General features: G+C 42.5%; 18 protein-coding genes and 2 pseudogenes. 11 read left to right on the top strand and 9 right to left on the bottom strand.

Annotated elements, in window-relative coordinates; translation table 11 throughout:
- A pseudogene (locus LC586_RS33895) lies at positions 1 to 97 on the top strand (photosystem II protein D1); the annotation flags it as partial.
- 79 nt (positions 98 to 176) lie between these two features.
- Here LC586_RS33895 and LC586_RS33890 read toward each other — a convergent pair.
- Positions 177 to 857 carry a RibD family protein gene (locus LC586_RS33890; RefSeq protein ID WP_229489877.1) on the bottom strand — a complete coding sequence of 227 codons (681 nt, stop codon included), beginning with the start codon at positions 855 to 857 and terminating at the stop codon, positions 177 to 179.
- A 182-nt stretch (positions 858 to 1,039) separates the two neighbouring features.
- Here LC586_RS33890 and LC586_RS33885 point away from each other — a divergent pair, with 182 nt between their 5' ends.
- Entirely contained in the window at positions 1,040 to 2,437 is a 1,398-nt protein-coding gene (locus LC586_RS33885) for a DUF2252 domain-containing protein (RefSeq protein ID WP_229489876.1), read from the top strand.
- Between the two features lie 244 nt (positions 2,438 to 2,681).
- Positions 2,682 to 3,173 carry a DUF1499 domain-containing protein gene (locus LC586_RS33880; protein ID WP_229489875.1) on the top strand — a complete coding sequence of 164 codons (492 nt, stop codon included), beginning with the start codon at positions 2,682 to 2,684 and terminating at the stop codon, positions 3,171 to 3,173.
- Positions 3,174 to 3,445: 272 nt separating this feature from the next.
- On the opposite strand, the gene LC586_RS33875 is transcribed toward LC586_RS33880, so the two are convergent.
- Both LC586_RS33875 and LC586_RS33870 read right to left on the bottom strand, forming a co-directional pair.
- Entirely contained in the window at positions 3,446 to 4,327 is an 882-nt protein-coding gene (locus LC586_RS33875) for a succinate--CoA ligase subunit alpha (protein WP_229489874.1), read from the bottom strand.
- A 295-nt stretch (positions 4,328 to 4,622) separates the two neighbouring features.
- The gene (locus LC586_RS33870) at positions 4,623 to 5,849 is read right to left on the bottom strand and encodes a succinate--CoA ligase subunit beta (protein WP_229489873.1); all 1,227 of its coding nucleotides are present in this window, start codon (positions 5,847 to 5,849) and stop codon (positions 4,623 to 4,625) included.
- A 646-nt stretch (positions 5,850 to 6,495) separates the two neighbouring features.
- On the opposite strand from LC586_RS33870, the gene LC586_RS33865 reads away from it, so the two are divergent.
- Positions 6,496 to 8,244 (top strand): hypothetical protein, encoded by a 1,749-nt coding sequence (locus LC586_RS33865; protein WP_229489872.1) that lies wholly within the window; start codon positions 6,496 to 6,498, stop codon positions 8,242 to 8,244.
- A gap of 54 nt (positions 8,245 to 8,298) precedes the next feature.
- On the opposite strand, the gene LC586_RS33860 is transcribed toward LC586_RS33865, so the two are convergent.
- On the bottom strand, positions 8,299 to 9,081 hold the full coding sequence (locus LC586_RS33860; protein WP_309143418.1) for an Rpn family recombination-promoting nuclease/putative transposase: 783 nt from the start codon (positions 9,079 to 9,081) through the stop codon (positions 8,299 to 8,301).
- Between the two features lie 164 nt (positions 9,082 to 9,245).
- The gene (locus tag LC586_RS33855; protein WP_229489870.1) at positions 9,246 to 10,022 is read right to left on the bottom strand and encodes an ABC transporter permease; all 777 of its coding nucleotides are present in this window, start codon (positions 10,020 to 10,022) and stop codon (positions 9,246 to 9,248) included.
- A gap of 328 nt (positions 10,023 to 10,350) precedes the next feature.
- Here LC586_RS33855 and LC586_RS33850 point away from each other — a divergent pair, with 328 nt between their 5' ends.
- Complete coding sequence (locus LC586_RS33850; RefSeq protein ID WP_229489869.1) at positions 10,351 to 11,499, top strand: DegT/DnrJ/EryC1/StrS family aminotransferase; 1,149 nt, start codon at positions 10,351 to 10,353, stop codon at positions 11,497 to 11,499.
- Positions 11,500 to 11,618: 119 nt separating this feature from the next.
- Here LC586_RS33850 and LC586_RS33845 read toward each other — a convergent pair whose 3' ends face one another.
- A complete protein-coding gene (locus LC586_RS33845; RefSeq protein WP_229489867.1) occupies positions 11,619 to 12,365 on the bottom strand; it encodes a DUF561 domain-containing protein in 747 nt (248 codons plus the stop codon).
- Positions 12,366 to 12,609: 244 nt separating this feature from the next.
- On the opposite strand from LC586_RS33845, the gene LC586_RS33840 reads away from it, so the two are divergent.
- Positions 12,610 to 13,560, top strand: a complete 951-nt coding sequence (locus LC586_RS33840; protein ID WP_229489866.1) for a class I SAM-dependent methyltransferase — start codon at positions 12,610 to 12,612, stop codon at positions 13,558 to 13,560.
- A 174-nt stretch (positions 13,561 to 13,734) separates the two neighbouring features.
- On the opposite strand, the gene LC586_RS33835 is transcribed toward LC586_RS33840, so the two are convergent.
- Positions 13,735 to 14,277, bottom strand: a complete 543-nt coding sequence (locus LC586_RS33835; RefSeq protein ID WP_229489865.1) for a Uma2 family endonuclease — start codon at positions 14,275 to 14,277, stop codon at positions 13,735 to 13,737.
- Between the two features lie 85 nt (positions 14,278 to 14,362).
- On the opposite strand from LC586_RS33835, the gene LC586_RS33830 reads away from it, so the two are divergent.
- On the top strand, positions 14,363 to 14,959 hold the full coding sequence (locus tag LC586_RS33830) for a Uma2 family endonuclease (RefSeq protein WP_229489864.1): 597 nt from the start codon (positions 14,363 to 14,365) through the stop codon (positions 14,957 to 14,959).
- A 241-nt stretch (positions 14,960 to 15,200) separates the two neighbouring features.
- Here the strand turns inward: LC586_RS33830 and LC586_RS33825 are convergent, their stop codons facing one another.
- Positions 15,201 to 17,579, bottom strand: coding sequence for a helix-turn-helix domain-containing protein (locus tag LC586_RS33825; RefSeq protein ID WP_229489863.1), 2,379 nt, complete (start codon positions 17,577 to 17,579; stop codon positions 15,201 to 15,203).
- Between the two features lie 376 nt (positions 17,580 to 17,955).
- Here LC586_RS33825 and LC586_RS33820 point away from each other — a divergent pair, with 376 nt between their 5' ends.
- The 3 genes from LC586_RS33820 to LC586_RS33810 all read left to right on the top strand — a co-directional run bounded on the left by LC586_RS33820 (position 17,956) and on the right by LC586_RS33810 (position 18,790).
- Positions 17,956 to 18,228, top strand: coding sequence for a hypothetical protein (locus LC586_RS33820; RefSeq protein WP_229489862.1), 273 nt, complete (start codon positions 17,956 to 17,958; stop codon positions 18,226 to 18,228).
- Positions 18,229 to 18,341: 113 nt separating this feature from the next.
- Positions 18,342 to 18,569, top strand: a complete 228-nt coding sequence (locus LC586_RS33815) for a hypothetical protein (protein WP_196524301.1) — start codon at positions 18,342 to 18,344, stop codon at positions 18,567 to 18,569.
- 74 nt (positions 18,570 to 18,643) lie between these two features.
- On the top strand, positions 18,644 to 18,790 hold the full coding sequence (locus LC586_RS33810) for a hypothetical protein (RefSeq protein WP_229489861.1): 147 nt from the start codon (positions 18,644 to 18,646) through the stop codon (positions 18,788 to 18,790).
- Positions 18,791 to 18,888: 98 nt separating this feature from the next.
- Here LC586_RS33810 and LC586_RS33805 read toward each other — a convergent pair whose 3' ends face one another.
- Positions 18,889 to 19,803 (bottom strand): hypothetical protein, encoded by a 915-nt coding sequence (locus LC586_RS33805; RefSeq protein ID WP_229489860.1) that lies wholly within the window; start codon positions 19,801 to 19,803, stop codon positions 18,889 to 18,891.
- Between the two features lie 685 nt (positions 19,804 to 20,488).
- Here LC586_RS33805 and mnmA point away from each other — a divergent pair.
- A pseudogene (mnmA, locus tag LC586_RS33800) lies at positions 20,489 to 21,583 on the top strand (tRNA 2-thiouridine(34) synthase MnmA); the annotation flags it as partial.
- Positions 21,584 to 21,704 lie beyond the last annotated feature (121 nt).

Genomic DNA, 21,704 nt, shown 5'->3' with positions numbered 1-21,704 from the left:
AGTAATGCACGAGCGCAATGCTCACAACTTCCCCTTAGATTTGGCTGCTGGTGATGTTGCTCCTGTGGCTATGAGCGCTCCTGCTATTAACGGTTAATTCTGAAGCATTAACTAAATCAAAAAGCGCTCTCCCAAAAGGGAGGGCGCTTTTTAGTATCAACAATAACAGCGCATTTTCAATTGAGTGTGCGGTAGTGTAAAAACAACTGACTTCCAACCTGACGAGTTTCGATGAGTTGGAGATGAGGAGCAGCTTGGGGAAGAAAACCCTCTCCCTCCACTGGGCTAGGGGCGTGCTTTCCTCCATAAATGACGGGCCAAATTGTCAACCACCAATCGTCAATTCGCCCTGCCTTTACTAGAGCCGCTGTTAAAGAACCGCCTCCCAAAACAATGACTTTGTGAATACCCCGCTCTGCCATCAAGCTGTAGGCTCGATCCCAGTCTAGGTCTGTCTCTCCCAAATCGATTAATTCAGCCAGCTTTTGCAAGCTTGTTGCATCAGAATTACGCTTCAAACCAGTCCGTGTTGTAAATATCCATCGCTCAATGTCCTGGCTTAAAAAAGGCAAGTCCAGCGATAGGTCAAGGGAACCTGAGACAACGCAGGTAATGGGCTGAGGAGACTGACCTCGAACTTCGCGTGCTGCCAACAGTTCGGGATTGCGAATTGTATAGGTTCCCCCCTCAGCCCGAATCGTCCCTGCTCCTACCAGGACTAAATCGGCAAGGGAGGCTTGATACTCTAGGTGTGCTTGATCAACTGGATCGGAATCACGAGGCGCTTTAGGATCTACGGCGCTAATTTTTCCATCGGCCGTCATCGCAAGAACCACAGTTGTTTGAATAGCTGACATGATTACATTCTGACGGTTCTTTATAATTTTACCTTTTTGAATTCTTTGCTATAAATAGTTGTTGCATTGTACTTTAATTTACTTTCTAAGCTATGGCTCAAGGTGGTAAAAGAATTGTTATTGGATGATTGTCTCTACACAAGTCTAACAAGAGTCCATTTTTTTACGCCTAAGCGACTGTCATGTCCAAACACATATCTGCAATTGTAGTTGTCTTAATTTTAATTTTGGGGTTTGCATCTCCAGTTCAAGCTGCAACTCTCCGTTCAACTTGGGTAGAGAATGAAATTTACCAATACAATCATCCCTTTGCTTCTCAATTGCCTCAAGAACTGGCAACGAAGATGCAAAAGATGAAAGCTAGCTCTTTCACCTTTTATCGGGGAACAGATCACATTTTTTATCGTGATATGCAGACCTTGCCAAGTTCAGGATTTGTAAATTCTTCAACTTCAGCCATCTGGTTACAGGGAGATATGCATCTGCAAAATCTTGGCGGGATGAGAGATAGCAATGACAACAACGTTTTTGACACCACCGATTTTGATGAAGCCTATCTTGGCCCCTACGTTTGGGACTTGCGACGGATGGCAGTGTCCATTTTGTTGGCAGCTGGAGAAAACGGTCTTAGCTCAAGTGATGCTCAGGATATTGTTCGGAATTTCTTGGATACTTATCTGAACAAGATGAGTGACTTTAAGGGAACCAACGACGAACTTTCATACCGTTTGGAATCCAGCAATACAAACGGTGTGGTCAAAGATTTGATTCAAAAAACATCAAACAAGAACCGTTCTAGCTTGCTAAGTAAGTACACGCACTTAAATAATAGTAACAATAGAGTCTTCCAGACAACCTCGAAACTCCAGCCTGTATCCAACAGCACCTATTCAGACATTGCTGGGGCTATGAGTAGCTACATTGCCTCAATTCCTAACAGTAAACGCTATAGCAATACTTACTACACCCTCAAAGACATTCGACTGAAATTAGGTTCAGGGACTGGTAATCTTGGTAAGTACCGATATTACTTACTGATTGAGGGCCCAAGTTTAGCAACCGACGACGATCGCATTTTGGAGATGAAGCAGGAAGGTAGTAGCACAGTTGCGATGGCGTTCCGCCCACCGCAGCTGATCGCAGTTCCAGGTCTGCTGCCAACTTCAGTTTACGGGAACCAAGAAGGCGCAAGGGTGGCAATCGCCACTAAAGCAATGCTCTCCAATACTGACCCCTTGGTTGGCTACACTATGGTCAGTAGCATCCCCTTTATGGTACATGAAAAATCACCCTACCAAGTGGACTTTGACTATACATTGCTAACCACTAAGTCAAAATTCATGGATGCGATGGGATATGCGGGGAAAGTCGTTGCCAAGAACCATGCAATCTCTGATAAAGACTATGATGCTGCGATTATTCCCGTAAGCGTTGACAAAGAAGTGACTGATATTGTCAACGGTAACAAGGCTGTATTCAAAGACGAAATTGTTAACTTTGCAGTGGATTATGCAACTCAAGTTGAGTATGACTACACGAGTTTTGTAAATGCTTATAACCAAGGAGTGATACTCTACTAGTACCGCAAAGCAAAAGTCAAAAATCAAAAGACTTTAATTTTGAGGGAGTTGAGAAAGAACCGCAAAGACGCAAAGAGGAGGACACTTGCGTGGGCGGGTTTCCCGACTTGAGGAAAGTGTCCGTCGCAAAAAAAGAAAAATTAAGAATGAGTTTACCTATGATATTTAATGAGACAGACCACTAGAACACCGATTCAATATTTAGAGATTGTCTGCTATTCAAACCTTGAGGAGTGAATTTATAATGTTTCATCTGCTAACAGCCTTCGCGCAGCGACTCCTGCGGAGTATCGCTTTTGTAATATTGCTAACTTTGATTAATAGTTTAATACTTCCTAACGCCGCTTGGGCTGCCTTTTCTGCTTTGGGAGTTGATAATGGTCATCTTAGTTCATGTCCGCCTTCAGACAACTGTGTTGTGAGTCAAGATGGTGATCCCAAACATGCCATTGACCCAATTGCCTACCATATAGATCGCAATGCAGCACGAAAAACCTTACTAAAAACTCTCACCGTTGTTCCACGCACAGAAGTTATAGAACAGACAGATAATTACATCCACGCTCTTTCTAAAAGTCGCATCTTCAAATTTATTGATGATGTAGAGTTTTATTTCCCTCCCAATGAGTCAGTAATTCATGTGCGCTCCGCAGCTCGCATGGGAGAGTCGGATCTTGGTGTTAATCGCAGGCGTTTGGAGCAAATTCGTCTGGCTCTGCGTGATCTAAATATTTGATTTTTGCCCTACGCCACTCGTGACTTCACATCATAGTTAGGCGCTGGTGATAAATTACGTTTTTTGCAAGTATGAAAGCTCAGGTGACAAACTTTTCTCAAAATGTTTAATGGTAGATGCCCTAAGTGTGGCGATCGCCTACTTTCCTCTAAGAAAATTTGCCCCTGAGCGATCGCTATATTATGGCTGATGTAATTATCATTGCCTTGAGGCGATCGCCATTCTCATGCATTAGAGCAGATGCAGCTCGATTATTGCTTCGCTTTTTGTAATTAGCTAATCTCCTTTCTCAATAATTCTGGAATCTGAGAAGGACGTTCAGCGACTGGAACTTCCGCTTCTTTTAAAGCAGCTAATTTACTTTGGGCTGTGCCAAAGTTAGGATCGCGTCCGATAACTGTTGCTAAAGTCCCAGTTTGACGCCAAGTTTTTCCTGGTGGTGCAAGTCTACCTGCAATGTAGGCAATTACTGGTTTATCAATTGCCTCAGTAATGTACCGGGCTGCTGCTTCTTCACTACCACCGCCAGGTTGACCGACTAAAACGATCGCCTCTGTAGTTTCATCCTCATCGAGAATTTGCAGCCATTGGAGAAAGGAGGAACCGACGATCGCATCACTACCAATACTGACACTAATCGACTGCCCCAAACCTGCTTTTGTTAATTCGTAAGCAACTTCATAAGTGAGCGTACTACTACGACTAACGATCCCCACTCCCCCAGGGGTATAAAATTCGCTAGGTTGAGTACCTAAAAGAATTTTTCCTGGCACAATGATCCCAGGACTGTTGGGGCCGATTACCAAAGTTTCACAGGCTTCGGCTTTGCGGAGTAATTGCACCATATCTAAAGGCGGCACGCCAGCAGTGATAATAATAATTTGGCCAATATGAGATGCGATCGCTTCTAATGCCGCATCTAGCACGTCGTAAGGATCTACACAGATAATTGTTGTGTCAATTACCCCAAATTGTTCTATTACTTCCTCTACTAAGTCAAATACTGGCAGTCCATGCAGTTCCTGTCCACCACATCCAGGATTGACACCAGCTACCAAGTTCGTACCATAAGCTTTCATTTGAGCAACATGAGTGCCTGATATAAATTCACAAAAGCCTTGAATTAACACTTTGCTGTCTGGCGTTAGGTTCATAAAAAATTACCGTAAGTTTGGCAATCCAGTGCCTTAGACCACTGGGCATAAAAACGACATATTTATAGTGTCGTATTGGTTCAATTTTTACTGAAATTCCAAAAACTAGCCTTGAGGCTGAGTGTTCCAAAACTCGGAAAACCCCCCTCTAGGTAGAAATATTAAGTTGGAATGCACTATTAGTTAGTTTCCAAAAGTTAGTGGTTACTTGTTTTGGGTGTTTAATTCAAAAATTTACGCTTTGCAGTAAAAATTAATAATTTTTGAATTTGAAATTTGAACGAAGTGACACTCACTACCTCTTATTAGCCGTTGGTTTAGCCAGACGAACTGCTGCCGCTACTGCCTCATCTAAATTTTCTACCACGAGGAGCGCATTGCTGTGGGTTTTTAGTGTTGCTAAATACTTTCTAGCAGCATTAAATTCAGAACCAGCAAGACGGACAACTAAGGGCCTAAAATTCTGCTCTCGCCGACTTTTACTACCATTAGAATGTACAACCTGTGATTGAAGTTCGCTCTTGTCTTGCTGCACAACTCTGGCTATAACTTCAACCACTTCTTCAGTTTGAGGAATGCTACCCAGAAAGTTAATTAATATTACTTGAATGCTGTTATCAGCCTCCAGGATTTTTAGACCTGTCTCTAGGCGATCGCGGAAAGTAGTTGGTGTAGTATCTGTGAGGAAAGCATGACGTAAATTCAAACAAAGACCTGGATTGCCACCAGCATTAGCGACTAAATCCAAAGTTGCCATCACCGAACCAGTACCATTACCTAAAATACCTATTTTCCCGTGCATTTTCACACCATCCCAGTCGCCCGATATACCATCGATCTCAGTACTGGGATGACGGCTGATGATTTTTGCCGCCATTTCAGCGAGGTCGGGATGACGCTTGATCGACCGTTCGTTGACCCTGACTTTACCATTAAGAGCCATAACTTGACCAGTAGCACTGACTGCCAAGGGATTGATTTCGACTAAATCCAGGTCTTTTTGCACAAATAACTGGTACATCTTTTGGACAACGCAGCTTACAGACTGCATCAGCGTCCCCTGCAAACCCATTTTCAAAGCCAGTCGTCGGGCATAAAATGGCGAGAATTCTTGTTCCACAACAACATGGTGCATTCTTTCCCCAGCGGATTCCCAATCGATGTCTGCTTCCTTGCAACCTAAAAGTACTGGTCGGCAAACAGCAGTATCTAAAACCACCGCGAGATAAAATTCCTGGTTGGCGTCGTATTGCGATTCTGCCAGCACAACTTCTGGCAACTCGCCCCATATTGGTAGATTAAAGATATTTTGAGCAGCTGCTATCGCATCAATTGTCGTTTCCGCAAACCTGACTCCACCTGCTTTTGCCCGTTCCGCTCCATGCACTTGAGATTTCAGTACAATTGGAAAGCGAATTTTTAAACGTTTCAAATCTGTGGGATGGTCAATTCGTTGGGAAGGCAATACAGGAATGCCTATCTTGCCAAACCATTCTTTAACTTGATACTCTAATAAATCCATTGATACACCTTGTATTCACACTTTCCCAGCCTTTGCTTTGTGCTGTGTTAATATTTTGCAGCACTTTTATTTCAGAATTAAGCTTTTGGCAGCTATAAAAATTTATTTTTCACCGATCAATTTTATCGAATTCAGCAAATGAGGCACATTAATTTTGATAGCCAACCTGTTGGTACTAGAGCCACAACCTGTAATTAATCTCTTCAGTAAGTTTCCTAGCATAGAAGATAACTACCATTTCTGTCAAAACCCTCTGACTTAGCATCGTTTCCTTAACCTTTGGATAAATTTGTCACAACTGTGCAACTAGAATTTTGCAGAGCATTAGCTCCTGTGTATTTTATTGTCCCGAAATAATGCAGTTAAAATACTCAAAAATTCTATTATTCCCATTTTTTATTTGTAATTTACATCTGAAGACAGATTATTTAATTTTGCATCTAGCACTGTGAAAATGTAGCGACACGAACAATAATTGCTTTTTTAATTTTTGGTGAAAAGTCCGAATGTGTGTTAGAACGTTGGTCGTTCAGATTTTCCGGCTGTGGTTGGTTAAACTGTGCATTTGCATTCAACCAACCTAAAAAGTTCATTTCATCCTCTTAAAGATAATCAAAACAATATAGAAATTTAGCGGGAAAGCTCTATGAAAGTAGCAGTCCAGCAGGAAGATTTACAGCTTTTAGCCAAAACTTTGCAGGAAAAATTGCTTGTAGAAGTCTCAACGGCTGAAGTCTTCGAGGTTAAGTGTGCCGTCAATAAAGACGAGCTAATGATTTTAACGCAACACGAATCAGATGTAATAGTTGATGCTCAGATAATCTTTGCAGTAATTGAGGAAGTACTTCTGTCTCTAGCACCCCATAGAGAGCAGCGAGTGCAATGCTTCCTTAGAGTTTTTGGTGAACAACTCCCTTATGCGAAATGTTTCTTGGCTCTGAAGCAGACGGGGGGATGGGGAGCAGCGAGAGCAGGGGAAGCAGGGGGGCAATACTTTTCTACCATTTCTTCATCAGCTCTGACCTATTCTCCATCAATCGATGAGGCTGAGGAGGAGGAACTGTTTGACCCGTTTGCAGATGCGCCGAATTTGCCGACTTCAAAGCCAGCATCTCAAATCAAACTCATCTTACTGGGTGCAGCTTTGGTGGGAATTGTAGTCTTAGGCGGTGGTGCTTACTTATTGACTCGCCCTTGTGTGATGTCTGAGTGTAAAGAAATACAAAATGCCGAGCAATTAAAAACAAAATCCCCGCAACTGATGCGCCGCGCCAAGTCTGAAAAAGAATTAGTAGCTGTACAACAACAATTTGCGGCAGCCAGTACAGCTTTGAACACAATTCCTAGTTGGTCGCCTCGTTACCAGGTGTCAGAAGAACTAAAAGCAAGTTTGTCTGGACGGTCAGAAAAAATCAGCCAGGTGGTCAAGGCTTTGCAGACGGCATCTTTGGCGACACAAAAAGTTCAAACTCCCGCATATAGCCTAGAGGAATTACAAGCTAGGCAACACTTATGGCGACAGGCTATAGCGCCACTAGAAACTATAAGTTCCAGTAGTGAACTCTATGAACTGGTGCAAGGAAAATTACTTAATTATCGTGTCCGTTTGCACGCTGTAAATCAACAGATAGTTACGGAGGAAAAATGGCTAAAAAAACTAAGGGCAGCAAAAGCTGTGGCTAATGCAGCCGAGAAACGGGAAGCTACTGCTAAATCTTTGAATGACTGGCAAAAGGTGCAGTCTACTTGGCTGGTGGCCATTAATGCCTTGAATAGCATTCCCCTAACTAACCCTGGATACCAAGAAGCCGAAAAGCTGTTGGTAGATTATAAACCTAAGTTAGTAGCGGCACGCGATCGCGCTACTAAAGAACGATTAGCTGTTAAAGCCTACCAACAAACCGTTAGCACTGCCAAGCAAGCCAAAGTATACGAGCAACAAAACCAATGGCTTGCAGCAGCGACATACTGGGATCAGGCTTTGCAAACTGCTAAACGGATTTCCCAAGATAGTTTGTACTACACTCAGGCTCAGTCTCTCATAAAACCCTATTCAGCAGCCCTCAAACAAGCACAAGAAAAACTACAAGTTGTTACTAATTTGCAACAAACCCGCACTGACTTGGATAAAACCTGTATTAATGGAATTCGGATTTGCACCTTTAGCATAGACAATGCAGGAATTATTGTCCGGTTAACGCCTGAATATGACCAAATAAGGCAAAAGAACTTGGCTAATCCTTATTCTGCGAACTCAAAGACTGCTGTTGATGTTACCAATCACTTGCAAATCTTACGGGAAGCCTTAGCTGTAATTAGTGACAATGCTAACCTGTCCCTTTTTCTCTATGATTCCCAAGGTCAGGTAATTTATACGCGGACTTTAGGCGGGTAGAAAAGTTAGGAGTGAGGAGTTAGGAATATATAGATCCCCGATTTCTATTTAAGTCTATGGAGATTCGCTAATCTGCTGTTGTAGTTGTTGCACCTCCTCAACCGACAAGCCTGTTGCAGAAGCAATAATGTTGATTGTTATTCCTTGGCGCAAAAGATTAACAGCAATCTCTCGCTGCTTTCTTGTTTCTGCCCTTGCTTCTGCCTCTTCTTGAATAGAACGATAAATCACAGATTCCTGCATGATGTCCCTTTGCAATAAGCGATAAATAACATCCTCTTCTAATTTTATCCCAGCAAGAATTGCTGAGGCAGCTGTCAAATTGGCTTGGGTTATTGGGTCTGAAATTTGGTTGATGGTTTGTGCAACTTGGCGCAATGTTGCCTCTGGATCAGTTGTTTGACCGAGGGTAGCAAACGGAAGCAGTCCAGGGTATTGTAGGAAGAAGGTTGCGGGTTGCTCCCAAAGGCAAACTGCATCGAATTCATGACGAGTGCGCTCTAGGGAAAAACTGGTTTGCCGAACGCGATTAGAGCCAGTGGGCTGAAGATACACTACAACTTGTCGCATCCTTTTGTCAGGATAACGTCTGTAAACTCGCACGCGATAATCCAACATGCGAAACGGAATATCCCCTTTGGGACGGGTTTGAAATTCCAGGTGCAGGACGGAATCATCAGACTCAAGTAGAATTAAGGCATCTGCACGAATGGGTTCGAGGGAGAGTTCGGAGGGTTTTAGCTCCGTCAGCGTAATGGACTCTCCCAGCAACCAACTGGCAAAGTCGGCTGAGAAGTTTTCGGCAAGGAATCGACAGGTATCGTCATAGTTCCAAATCTCATAGTCAAATATAGTCAGACGTTTGAAATTTAGGTTTAAGCTACCCCAAATTCAGGATGGACATCCGTAGGATTAGGGATTAGTCGCCTTGGATGTACTACCAGACATCCCCTATCCCTTGACGGGATTACTTTTTTTATTGATTATTGTAGATTAACTCTTCACCTCACCAACTGCGCGGCGGAGTTAAAAAATTGACGACACAACCCCTTCGTGACTAAAAGTGTTGTCAACAAATTAGCGAAAGCCACCATGAATATAATCAAAATTTCGTAAGATACAGCATCCAGAGGTTTGACACCAGCTAGTAACTGTCCGGTGGTAATTCCTGGTATTGCCACCATACCAATGAGGAGCATTTGATTGAGAGTCGGAATCAATCCGGCTCTGATGGCATCTTTGCGATACTGGCTAACTGCTTGCTGGGGCGTTGCGCCTAAGCTCAAATGGGTTTCTATTTCGAGATGGCTGGAATTAATGGTGCTGACAAGACGTTCGCCTGCGATCGCAGCTGCATTGGTAGCATTACCTAAGACTATCCCTGCTAGGGGAATTATATACTGTGGTTCATACCATCTGTCTGGTTGAACGATCAAGAAGTTGGTGTAAAGCACTGTCAGCGCGGTACTAATTAAAATTGCACCCCACACCAAAGGCAATACATAAGGAATTTTTGGAGTAACGCGATTTCGTGCGACAATCGCCGTAATTGTCAGCATTATTGTTAATATCGCCAAAACTGCCCAAGCATTGTCCAAAGCCAAGATGAAATCTAAAATGTATCCCAATACAAGTAGTTGTAAGATGGTTCTCCCACTAGCAAGGGCTAAGTTTAACTCTAGTCCTAATTTTTCCCAGGCAGATAAACCAATAGCGATCGCCATCAATCCCACAGCAATAGCTAAATCCACAAAATCCAGCTTGATCAACTCCTGCATGGGTTTTCTATCTCCTAGTATTTTCTTCTCAAAGCAGCCCACACAAGAGGAACTTTGCTCCGAGGTGTTGGATCTTGGTTGATATATATCACCTTTATCAATTCAAAATTCAAAAATGGTACAACCTTAACATGGCAAACACTTAGTATGCCTACTATCTGTAAATTAAATGTGCGGTAGTTTCTGGCGCCACAATTTAAGTAAAAACCCTAATAGATGCGTATCTTGGGCAATAGTCTTTTAGTAGCTCCTTTTTGATTAATAATTCAATTAGCAAAAATTGACTCTCGAAGTGCATCCTTTGTATCTCCCAATAAAATAAGAACTCATGATCCAAAGTGTAAATCCTATCCCTGCCTTTGATATCAAGCAGCAATACACCACCATCGAAGCAGAAGTAAGTGCAGCCGTCTTAGAGGTTCTGGCTTCTGGTCGCTATATCGGCGGCCCCTTAGTTGAAGGCTTTGAGCAACAGTTTGCTGCTTATAATACTGTTACTGAATGTGTGGCTTGTAATTCTGGTACCGATGCGCTCTACTTAGCGTTACGAGTCTTGGAAATTGGTGCAGGCGATGAAGTGATTACAACGCCTTTCACCTTTATTGCTACATCTGAAGTAATTAGCGCTGTCGGTGCAAAGCCTGTTTTCGTTGATATTGACGCTACTACGTTTAATTTGGATGTGGAGCAAGTAACGGCGGCGATTACACCCAAAACTAAAGCGATTATCCCGGTTCACCTATTTGGACAACCTGTGGATATGACATCATTGATGGCGATCGCTCAGTCTCACAATTTGTCAATCATTGAAGATTGCGCTCAGTCTACAGGTGCAAAGTGGGCTAATCTAAAAGTAGGAAGCATTGGACATATTGGTTGCTTTAGTTTCTACCCTACCAAAAATCTTGGTGGTTGCGGCGATGGCGGGGCAATAACGACTAATGACCCTGCGATCGCCACTAAACTGCGAATACTACGAGATCATGGCAGTAGAATTAGATATTTACATGAAGAAATCGGTGTAAATAGCCGTTTGGATGCTCTCCAAGCAGCTATTTTGCAGATTAAGCTACGTTATTTAGATATTTGGAATGATCGCCGACGAGATATCGCCAACTATTACTATCAGTTTCTTAGTCAAGTTCCGGGGATTGTCCCACCCCAAGAATTACCAGAGGGTATTGGGGTATGGAATCAATACACTATTCGCATATCAGGCGAAGGGCGAAATGGTTCTAGCGCCAAATATCGAGATTGGGTGCGTAGTCAATTGCAAGAACAGGGCGTGAGTTCAATGATTTACTATCCCCACCCTTTACATTTGCAGCCAGTTTATCAAAGTCTGGGCTATGAAATTGGGGACTTACCAATAGCAGAGCAAGCTTGCCATGAGGTCATATCCTTGCCTATGTTCCCAGAACTGACACAACAGCAGCAAGACCAGGTGATTTATGCGTTGAAGGATTGTTTGGGGTGAGGGGAGATGAGGGAGCAGTTCTTGAGCAGGGGAAGATGAGGGAGAAAAGCACGACAAGAAGTAAATTTTTACCATTACTTCCTCATCCCCCTCATCCCCCTCATCCCCCTCATCAAGTACTAAGCGATCGCGCGGTTGCTAGCAGTCGCTAAGGCTTCTACCAAGCCACGCACAGCCGCAATCATTGCTATTTCGCTATTGAGTTGGTTGATGGCGGAACCAACACCAACACCAGCAGCACCAGCCGCGATCGCTAATGGTGCGGTAACGTTAGAAATGCCTGAAGCACACAATACTGGTACTGACACCACACGGGAAATCTCAAAAGCTGCTGCCAAGGTGGGAGCAGCTTTCTCAATTAATCCTAGAGTTCCAGGGTGAACTGGGTTACTGCTAGTACCGCCTTCGGTTTGGATAATATCTGCTCCAGCTTTCACCAGTTCTTCTGCTAACTGCACCTGTTGATCTAGTTCCAGAATGTGGGGAACGGTAACAGATAGGGTAATTTCCGGGAGGAGAGCGCGGGTTTGCTTAGTCAACGCTAGCACTTCGGGAGCCTCAAAGCGGCGTCCTTGAGCATAGAAGGAATCGAAATTCCCGATTTCAATTAAATCAGCACCTGCTGCGACAGCTTGCACAAATTTTTCTGGTTCTACTGCTGAAACACAAATTGGTAGGTTTGTCAAACTTTTAGCTAGCTGCACCAAGGCTGGATCGGCGGCGATATCGACAAAAGTAGCACCGCCAAATTCAGCAGCTTTAACAGTAGCAGCGACGCTACCAGCGTCGAAGTTATTCAAGCCGCTAATCACTTTCAGGACGCGGCGGTTAGTAAATGCACGTTGGAGTGGAGAATGCATCGTCATAGTTTGGCTTTTAAAGCTACGAAAATTAGGTATATTCTACCCCCCCTCAGTTGATCGGGGACTAAATCACTATCGCAGTTGCCAAATTTTGATAGTTTTATCCTTTTTTTCGGATTAGCGATCGCTATATTGTAAGATTTGCTCTTGGAGTTTACTCTCACAATTCAGCTATGTATTAAATACAGCAAAATTTTAGCATATTTCTATGTAAAAATAATTAAGTTATTCTTTTCAGGAGGAAGATATGACTGAAGAAATAATGGCAAACTTGGACGATAAAGAAATACTTGAACTCTGGGATAATAGAGCTAGAGACTGGGATATTCAAGTTGGCGACGATGGCGACAGCAATCGAATTCTAAACTCAGATCCAGTACTATGGAGTTTTGCTGGTAATGTTGCAGGATTGTCTGTTCTCGATGCTGGTTGTGGCACAGGATATCTGGCACGCCAGCTTTGCCTTAAGGGAGCCAGTGTAACTGGTATAGATTTTTCACCTCAGATGATAGAAATTGCCCAATTCAGAGCTAGCCAAAATAATCTAGATATAGATTTTCATTTGGATTCATGCACTGAACTCAAGTCGCTTGCAGATGAGCAATTTGATATGATCATCTCGAATTATGTTCTTATGGATTTGCTTGATCTCGAAGGAGCAATCAGGGCATTCAATCGTGTTCTCAAGCCTAGTGGTATTGCAATCCTTGTATTCTCATACCATTTCTTTGTGAGGCTGCGCCAAACCCTTTTAACTTCTTTCTTTCTTTCTTTCTTTCTTTCTTTCTTTGTGTCCTTTGCGTCCTTTGCGGTTCGTTTCTCTTTCTTTTTTCTTGTACTTAAATATGGTTTAGCGCATCTTCATACAGAATTGGTATCACATCCTTGCTTTCCCCAAGGCAACTCGACGACTGTAAGTGAGGATGGGACAGTTTTTTATAGTTGGGCTTCTTCTTATTTTGAAAGGACGCAACGCAATGACCAACCTTGGAACCATTTTACAACATCATTTATCTGGTTTCACCGTCCTCTTTCCGATTACTGGAAAGCTTTCAAGGCAGCAGGATTTTCTGTGGACGAATTTGAAGAACCAAGAATTACCACAGAGCGATATCATCTTGCAGAAAACGACCAGAAACTCTTTAATTCCAAAACACGTCCCTATTCGGTAGTTTTTAAACTCCTGAAGGTTAAATAATTCGTAATTCGTAATTCGTAATAACGCTCTCTACGAGATGCTCTTGCTAGCAAGATCCCTGTAGGAGTACGCAGACTCGCTACCGCTACGCTAACGCAATTAAGTTTTGTAATGGGAATTTAGACCCATATTTAAAAATAGGGGTTACTTTTCCCCGTGTTTTTTATCACTATCCTAGTCAAACTCTGGAGGCCACAAATCTGCAATTGGTACTTCCCATCCTGGGAGCAGTTCGGGAACTGTTAAAATATCACCATCACGAAGTATTATTGCCTCTTGTCCAAAGTTGTAAAGTTCAACAATCCGCTCATCTGGATTAAGCAAAATTCCTACCTTAGTTCCCAAACTCAGAAATTCTTGAATTTTGGCTCTGAGATCGTCTAAATTATCGCTAGGGGACTTCACCTCTACAGTCAAATCGGGAGCCAATTGAGCAAAAGACTTCGGACTACGACGCAAGCGTTCGGCTATAACAAACGAGGCATCCGGTGCCCGCAAATCTGAATTTGGCAATCTGAAACCAGCACTAGAAGCTGCTGTTCGTCCCAGTTTGCGCGGTCTAACCCAGTTACGTAACTGGGCTACCATTTCAGCTGCGACTTCATCTGATTCGTATCCTGATGGACTCATAACAATAATATTACCCTTGACTAGTTCCATGCGAAAGTCGGGATGCTGTTGCTGCATTTGTTCCAAGTCTTCAAGCGTCAGGGACATAAAACCTCTCTAGGAGCGATCGCTTTATTTTGCCTAGAATTACTATACCGTAATACTTATAGACCTCTCTAGGAGCGATCGCCCCATGAATTCCCCAGTCATCGCCAAACCTGTCACTCCAAAGACTTCGTATGTTTTGCTGTATAACGTCAGTTGGGATCAACTAGAAAAGCTAGATGTAGACCTAGAAGGTACAGGTGCGCGACTAACTTATTTAGATGGAATTTTAGAAATTATGTCCCCAGTTTCCGATGACCATGAAGATGCTAAAAGTACTACAAGTCGTTTGTTAGAGGCATACCTGAGAGAAAAAAAAATTCGCTTCTACGTTAGAGGAAGTGCTACACTCGGCAAACGCAAAGATGGTACGCGACGAGAACCAGATGAGTCTTATAACTTTGGGGCTAAAAAACCGATTCCAGATTTGATTATTGAAATTACTGTCACTAGTGGCGGCATTAATAAGTTGGAGATATACAAGCGTCTGAAAGTTCCAGAAGTCTGGTTTTGGGAAGATGGGCTACTTTCCGTCTATTGTTTGCGAGATGAGGAATATGAAAAAGTGTCCCAAAGTTCTTTTTTCGCAGACTTAGATATAGAATTGCTGGCGCAGTATTCACGTATGGCGGATCAGTATGATGCAGTCAATGAGTTTAGTCAGGTGATTCGAGAACATGGTTAAAACAATTCGTAATTCGTAATTCGTAATTAAGTTTTGTAACGGGGATTTAGGCTAAAGATGAAAAAATATAAATAGGAATAATATCATGTCCGCCAAATCACCCATAATAAAAGAACCCCACCCCCAACCCCTCCCCGCAAGCGGGGAGGGGAGCTAAAGCGCAGCTTTTGCGGGGTGGGGTTCCGGTTATTATGGTTAATTACCCGGACATGATATAAGCATTCAAATCGAATATTATTGCTTATTTTCCAAAACACTCCATTGCTGTTTGAACCTTCTCAACTTGCTTGGGTGCTTGCATTTCGTTAAAAAGTGCGTAGGCGTAGCCCGTCGCAGACATCGCTTGCATAAAACTTTCCCTACTTTGATCAATTTCACCCATTCTTTTATGAGTCAATGCCAACTGATAATAAGCCTCAGCTAAGTCTGATTTAGCACCAATTTTATCAAGAATTTCTATCGCTTCTGAGTGATGAAAAATTGCTCTGGCAAATTCTCCCTGTTCTCGAAAAAGTTCAGCCAGACAACTTATAGCTTTCGCCTTAATTTGGGTAAAGTTGTTTTGTTCAGAATGAAATATAGCTCGTTGGCACAATTCAAAGGATTTTTTCAGATTACCTAAATTTTTATAAGTTAAACAGAGAGTTACTAAACTATGCCCTATTCCCCATAAAGTCACTCTAGTTGATGATGACATGGCAGAAAAGGCAACTTCAGCAAGATTAAAAGCATCTTCTCTGCTACCAGAGCGTGATTTGATCAAAGCTAGACAGCATTGAGCATAAGTCATATAATCATCAAGGTTGCTATTTTGTTCAGCAAGGCTACAAACAGAATTGAAACAATCTTCGGCTGCTTCTATTTCCCATAATTCAAGTTTACAAAGCCCTGTATTGAACAAAATAGATATTTTTGTTTGCTTGACATCTAATTTGCCTAATACTTCTTCTGATTTCTCATAGCATTCTATAGCTTCTCTAATGCAACCGATAATTCGATATGTATACCCAAGGATATTGTAAAGTCTAATTAGTCTTTCTTGGGATTTTATATCGTCTATTATCCGTTTAATTACAGAGAAGTTTTTCTGGAGCAGTCCCAGTTGGTAAAACGAGCAACCCAAAGGCAAACCTATACTCCACTGTTTACCTCGCCCTTGTAAAATTACATCACCAGCTTGCTCAAAATCACTAATTTCCACATAGTGATAATAAGCTTCTAAAGCAGTTAAAGCATCTGTGATATTTGTGATGGCTGTAACTCGTTGCGTCCAACATTCTGCGGCTTTTCGGTTTACTAATTCCCATTCTTCACTGACTAATCTTAATCTACTAATCGCTTCATCACGAATTACTGGGTGCAGCCAATATTGTCCTTTTTTCGCTTCTATTAAAGACAAATCTTGCAGAGCTTTAATTACACCTCTACGTTTTTGTTCTGGTACATCCCAAAGCAAACATAAAACTCCCTCGATAGCTAATGAAGGAATATCTTGATAACGATAGCATCCTAAACGACACAGGAGGCGATAGGCTTCTAAGTCATTTTTTTGGAGACGGTTAAATTGACTGGCGACTAAATCTTTTAACTCTCTTTCTATTAATAAATCTGTACAGTTTTCCTGCCAATAGGCGTGGATGTCACCAGAAAAATCAGTCAATATTGCTCCTCGGATAATTTGCATTGCTTTGGCGTTACCTCCATAAGCTCTGCACATTTCACTGAGAATAGTACAATCACAATTAATGTGGCAACTGTTGAAAAACTCTCGCCATGCTTCATCATCTAAACCTTCGAGCGGATAGAGATAAACCTCTACACTAGACTCCCGCAAACGCTCACGACTTGTTACTAAAGTAACTGAATGCACATCCGAATCTGCTAATACTCTTAATAGCTCAACATAAGGGCGACGATATTCTAGGAACTTGCCATTTTGATCGAGAGCAGTTTCTAGATTATCGATAAATACCCCAATTTTAGATGTTTGTTCTCGGAGTTTGCGCCGTAGTCGTTCTAAGCTGATACCAAAGTCTCCTCCCGGTTCTTCGTTAAAGTATCGCCGTAGCCATTCTTCAACCACACTCTCTACAGGAGTAAGGTTTTGGATTTCTGTGGCCATCCACAGTTCTAGGACAAAATTAAATTTTTGACTTTTAAAATATTTGCGTGCTAATCTAGTTTTGCCAACACCACCTTCACCCTGGATGAGGATAACTTTTTCTCCCCGACTGACTAAGGTGTGGAGTTCGGCTATTTGGCGATCGCGTCCTACAAAGCTAGAATCTAAATCTTGGGATTTAGCGTCATTGCCCACTAAATTTGGAATATCGGGGATTTTTTGCGACTGTTGAGTTGCTCTAAACCTCTGAACCACTCCTTGGAAGGTTGATTTTGAGACTTTCTCTCCTAGCACTTTTGATAGTAGATGCCAAAGTTCTGCACCAACTGCTTTTAAATGCGCTTCTGTATAACGAAGGTTGTTGGCGATATCCTGGTAAGTCCGCTTTTCATCCTCCCACAAATGACTCAAGATAATCCTTTGAGTTTTATCTAAATGTTCTCCCGTCTTGAGAAAAACCAAGTTATCTACAAACTCTAAGGCTTCTTCTACACCCATTTGCTAACTTGATGTATCATTTGTAATTCATTATAACGATATTTTTACTACTTCTTCCTACCCGCCATACTACAAAATACTTTTTCCTACTCGGTAGGGGATTTACTTTATCCGACTGCAAAGCATTCTGGACTGTATTACTCTTGTAATTAATACAGGCGAAGTTAAGTTAAGCGCCAATAAAAGGTGGTTGAGGAGAGATTTAGAGAGCGTTACTACTGCAAGCTTAGTAAATCACAGATATTACTTGTTACTGTCCGATATTAATGACTCATGAAAGTGGTGTCTACTAAACAGGCAGTGGGTATTAACTAACTAGATTCTGTAGAGCATATTTACAACTCAGTATGTAAGTCATTATCCTACAGGAGGTTCAATGATGTTAGACAGAGATTGTCATCATGATTGCAATCAAAATCAGTGCCCCTTTGCCCAAGATACACGTAATCCCAATAGATATGTTTGTCTCAAATGTGGTGTTGAGCGAGAAATAAATAAGTATTCCTCTGGTTTCGGCTCATTTTTGCTGCTGTTGTTGGGCTTGTTTATTTCGTTCCAACTATTAGCTAATTATGAAAAGCAAAACAATCCACAAAGACAACAACAGTCTTTGAATAATTCACCCAATCAGATGAATATCGACGTGTAAAACTAATCTTCAGGCTGGGCACGATTTCCCATAGCCTTCTTTTTTAAATGGGGAATGGGAAATCAAAAAGAATATTCACTGCTAAAAAGTCGGCTAATTTCGTGAGTAAAATTATGGACTCAAATCAAGATACGCTTCTATTTCGCTTTGCTTCTAAATCCTTGAAATATTTCTTGCTGGTGCTAGTTGGCATTGCGATCGCCTATGTTCTATCCAGTGGTTTAGGTATCTTACAAATCATACCCATACTGCTGTACCTTTTACAACAGTTTTTGCTTCCACTGGGAATCATCCTGTTGTGTTTAATTACAACAGCAGTAATTATTGAATCCCTGCGTTAAGAATCGAGAAAGTGGGGAGTGGGGAGTGGGGAGTGGGGAGTGGGGAGTTAGGAGTTAGGAGTTAGGAGTTAGGAGTGGGGAGTGGGGAGTGGGGAGTTAGGAGTGAAGAATTGAGATCAAATACATCCAGAATTATCTCGCCAAACACGGGTTCATCATTTGCGATCGCAATCCTGAATCTAGATAAAATTAATCTACTAGGGATGTCATCTAACTCCTAACTCCTGTACAGACGCGATTAATCGCGTCTCTGTACAGACGCGATTAATCGCGTCTCTACTCAATACTCCTAACTCCTAACTCCTAACTCCTAACTTCTTCACTTTCCGTAGTAAACCCTGGCATTACCGTATCCTATATTTCGCAGATATTTATTCCATTCCCCAGCTTGGAATCGATCAGAGAAAGGCCCGACTGCTACATGTGGCCCTCGTGGTTGCGTCCTTTCGAGGACTCCGCCAGATCGTCCTAAATCTTGGCTAAATCGGGCTAGATTCTGCCTAATTTGTGATGCGATCGCAGGTAACTGTTCTTGAGTGGTCGGAATCACGACATAATATCTAGAGGCTTGCTTAGGAGGATTTATATTACTGCGATCGCCTACAAAGTTTCTATTACCTACATCTATTTCCTGTCCGTTAGCGAAGCTGAGAATCCGGGCGTTATATATGCCTAGTGACTGTAACTCACTCACCCGTTGTTGGGCGTTAGATACTCTGTTAAAAACACCTGATTGAATTACATTTCGTCCTTGGTACTGGCGAATGTAAGCACTGGGTTCAATCCGTCGGATTGCTTGTAACGTCTGGAAATCACTACCATCTACGTAAACTAAGTAGCGCTCAAAGTTCTGGTTATATTGACTAAACTGTGGAGATTGGGAGGGCTGAAAATTCGGTTCAAACTGATTGTTTTGTACTGGTTGGGAGGGCTGAAAATCCTGCCCAAACTGATTGTTTTGTACGGGTTGAGAGGGCTGAAAATTCGGCTCCAACTGATTGTCCTGTAATGGTTGGGCCGGTTGTAACTGCGGTGATGGCTGTTGACCAAAGGGAATTGGCGGTGGCGGTAAAATTTCACCTGCTTCTTGAGCCAGTAGCACGTTGTTGTTGGGAATTAGCAGTAACCATCCTCCCATTAACAGGGGGAGAAATTTTTTAGTGGGCTTCCAACCCTTAGAACTTCGACGCAGCATCTGAAATGGGATAAATTGACTTGGTATTCCTCTCGACATAGTACTTTAGAAAGTAGTCAAAGTATTTTTAGACAATTTCCATCAAGAACTAATTAGTTCACCGTTGTAGCAACTATATAGCGTTAAGCTAAAATTAGCTCATCTGCGTGGCAAAAAATACATCTGTAATTAATCTTAGAGACTTCCAAATAAAAAAATATCCCAAAACTGACGCAAAAATCTTCTCTATTTCTTCCCTCTCTGTGTTCTCTGCGTCTGGAGTGGTTCGTTCATTTGGATAATTTATTTCTTGGAAGTCCCTTAGATAAGGGTGATGGGGGAGCAGGGAAAGAATGGTTTCTCAGTTCTCTTCGATGATGACGGAGTGAAAAACAATAGACCTCTTGCAAACCCCACCTCGAACCCCTCCCCGCTTGCGGGGCTACTGTGTACACACAAGTACTTTTGTTCAGAACACAAGTCCATTCGTTCAGAACACAAGTCCATTCGTTCAGAACACAAGTCCATTCGTTCAGAACACAAGTTCATTCGTTCAGAACACAAGTCCATTCGTTCAGAACACAAGTCCATTCGTTCAGAACACAAGTTCATTCGTTCAGAACACAAGGACTTTCGTTCAGAACACAAGGACTTTCGTTCAGAACACAAGGACTTTCGTTCACAACACAAGTCTATTTACTTCTTCAGAAACTGAAGTGCTTTGCTAGCAAGGCAATGAAAGAGTATGTGCTACAATTGGACAACCACGCAGCTTGTCGTGCAATGTATGAAAAAAGTCGTCGTTGGTCTTTCTGGTGGCGTTGACAGTTCCACCGCCGCAGCTATCCTGCACCATCAGGGCTATGAAGTGATTGGTTTGACTCTTTGGCTAATGAAAGGCAAAGGTCAATGTTGCTCTGAAGGTATGATCGACGCGGCTGATCTCTGTGAACAACTGGGCGTTCCCCATCAGGTTGTGGATATTCGAGATATCTTTCAGACGCATATTGTCGATTACCTGGTGACTGGTTACAGTGCTGGAATCACGCCTTTGCCTTGCTCCCAGTGCAATAAAACGGTGAAGTTTGGGCCAATGGTGCAGTATGCTCGTGAAGAATTGGGGTGCGATCGCATCGCCACTGGTCATTATGCCCGAATTAGCTATGACGAAGCAACTGGACGTTACCAATTATTAAGGGCTGTTGACCGCAACAAAGACCAGTCATACTTTCTCTATGATTTGTCTCAAGATTTACTTGCAGCAACCATATTTCCTCTGGGCGAACTAGAAAAAACTGACACCCGCCGCATTGCGACTGAATACGGACTGAAAACTGCTGACAAGCCAGAAAGTCAAGACTTATGCTTAGTGGAAAGTAACGGTTCCATGCGGGCATTTTTGGATAAATATTTAGCTCCCAAAACAGGCGATATTGTAGATATTACAGGCAAAGTTTTGGGACAGCATGATGGTGTCCATCACTACACCATTGGCCAGCGCAAAGGCTTGGGAATTGCTGCTGCCGAACCTCTCTATGTGATTGAATTAGATGCGGAAAATAATAAAGTAATAGTAGGCGATCGCACTAAGGTAACTCAGCCAGAATGCACTGTCGGACGGGTAAACTGGGTTTCTATTGCTGAACCATCGACCCCAATTTGTGCCGAAGTGCAAATTCGCTATCGTTCAACGCCTACACCAGTGACGGTGATTCCGTTGGAAAACTCCCGTGTGCGTTTGGTGTTTGATGAACCCCAAATCAGCATCACTCCCGGACAAGCGGCGGTGTGGTACGACGGGGAAAAGGTGTTAGGTGGTGGAATTATTGAACAGTTTAGCTTAAACAAAAAGAAGCCTCTCACTCACCCGGAAGGGAGTGATGAGATGAATTTTTGGGCGATGAGGAGTCCCACCCCCGACCAATAACGACTGTCACTCGTTAAGTGAGTGGGGTGGGCGA

The sequence above is a fragment of the Nostoc favosum CHAB5714 genome, from assembly GCF_020829495.1.
GTDB classification, from domain to species: Bacteria; Cyanobacteriota; Cyanobacteriia; order Cyanobacteriales; family Nostocaceae; genus Nostoc; species Nostoc favosum.
The sequence above is the reverse complement of the archived record's forward strand: the minus strand, read 5'-3'. Positions and strand labels throughout refer to the sequence as shown.

Coding starts and splice junctions, on each gene's coding strand:
- LC586_RS33870 (WP_229489873.1), bottom strand. CDS start 5,849: ATGGATTTATTAGAGTATCAAGTTAAAGAATGGTTTGGCAAGATAGGC.
- LC586_RS33825 (WP_229489863.1), bottom strand. CDS start 17,579: ATGGGTGTAGAAGAAGCCTTAGAGTTTGTAGATAACTTGGTTTTTCTC.
- LC586_RS33835 (WP_229489865.1), bottom strand. CDS start 14,277: ATGTCCCTGACGCTTGAAGACTTGGAACAAATGCAGCAACAGCATCCC.
- LC586_RS33880 (WP_229489875.1), top strand. CDS start 2,682: ATGTTTCATCTGCTAACAGCCTTCGCGCAGCGACTCCTGCGGAGTATC.
- LC586_RS33855 (WP_229489870.1), bottom strand. CDS start 10,022: ATGCAGGAGTTGATCAAGCTGGATTTTGTGGATTTAGCTATTGCTGTG.
- LC586_RS33805 (WP_229489860.1), bottom strand. CDS start 19,803: ATGTCGAGAGGAATACCAAGTCAATTTATCCCATTTCAGATGCTGCGT.
- LC586_RS33840 (WP_229489866.1), top strand. CDS start 12,610: ATGACTGAAGAAATAATGGCAAACTTGGACGATAAAGAAATACTTGAA.
- LC586_RS33845 (WP_229489867.1), bottom strand. CDS start 12,365: ATGACGATGCATTCTCCACTCCAACGTGCATTTACTAACCGCCGCGTC.
- LC586_RS33875 (WP_229489874.1), bottom strand. CDS start 4,327: ATGAACCTAACGCCAGACAGCAAAGTGTTAATTCAAGGCTTTTGTGAA.
- LC586_RS33865 (WP_229489872.1), top strand. CDS start 6,496: ATGAAAGTAGCAGTCCAGCAGGAAGATTTACAGCTTTTAGCCAAAACT.
- LC586_RS33885 (WP_229489876.1), top strand. CDS start 1,040: ATGTCCAAACACATATCTGCAATTGTAGTTGTCTTAATTTTAATTTTG.
- LC586_RS33815 (WP_196524301.1), top strand. CDS start 18,342: ATGGACTCAAATCAAGATACGCTTCTATTTCGCTTTGCTTCTAAATCC.
- LC586_RS33830 (WP_229489864.1), top strand. CDS start 14,363: ATGAATTCCCCAGTCATCGCCAAACCTGTCACTCCAAAGACTTCGTAT.
- LC586_RS33820 (WP_229489862.1), top strand. CDS start 17,956: ATGATGTTAGACAGAGATTGTCATCATGATTGCAATCAAAATCAGTGC.
- LC586_RS33850 (WP_229489869.1), top strand. CDS start 10,351: ATGATCCAAAGTGTAAATCCTATCCCTGCCTTTGATATCAAGCAGCAA.
- LC586_RS33890 (WP_229489877.1), bottom strand. CDS start 857: ATGTCAGCTATTCAAACAACTGTGGTTCTTGCGATGACGGCCGATGGA.